Annotated in this window: 1 protein-coding gene; it reads left to right on the top strand. The window is 41.4% G+C overall.

Features of this window, described 5'->3' with window-relative positions:
* Window positions 1-74: 74 nt before the first annotated feature.
* Window positions 75-657: hypothetical protein (locus ES675_RS16350; protein WP_211362537.1), on the top strand; the 583-nt coding region annotated here is incomplete at its 3' end.

The following is a 657-nucleotide window of genomic DNA, read 5'->3' on the forward strand; positions in this document are numbered from 1 at the left end:
ATTGCAAGCTTTTAAATAACTGGTCTGGGCATAACGTGGATTCGGGCTCTAAAAATCAACCGAATGACGAGTATATGAACAAAATTAAAAAGCAGTTCCCTGATCAACTTGGCTGCATCAAACAAATCGAGTCCATCATATATGCTGAACGCTCTAAAAATGGAAAAGAGTATGCTAAAAACTGGTTAAGCACCCAAGAGCAACATAAAACGGTTATGACGAATGAAAGCTATTTATTGACATTCGGAGATAACACAGGACACACCAACAGATTAAGAGGCGAAGGCTTAATTCTTACCATACACGGCGAAAAATACGCCTATGATAGTTTCGATATTAATTTCCGCCACCACGCAGATAAAGAGTGGTCTATTCAATATGACGTTAACGACTTGTCTCAAGTCCTTGCGGTTTCCGCAGACGGTAAAGAGCGCTTTATGTTGGAGCAAAAATACATACAGCCTATGGCGTTGGCAGACCGTAAAGATGGGGACCAGGAGGAACTGGATAAAATTCGCGCATTCAATAAGAAGGTTACCAACATGATTGTTGACGAACGCGCCAATAACTCTAGAATATTAGAGCCGTTCATGGACCAACCACAACTAAACGACACGCTTGCAAAACATTTGATTTCCGACAGTCTTGGCCAACACA

Source organism: Algorimicrobium algoritergicola, from assembly GCF_008086165.1.
GTDB lineage: Bacteria > Bacteroidota > Bacteroidia > Flavobacteriales > Flavobacteriaceae > Algorimicrobium > Algorimicrobium algoritergicola.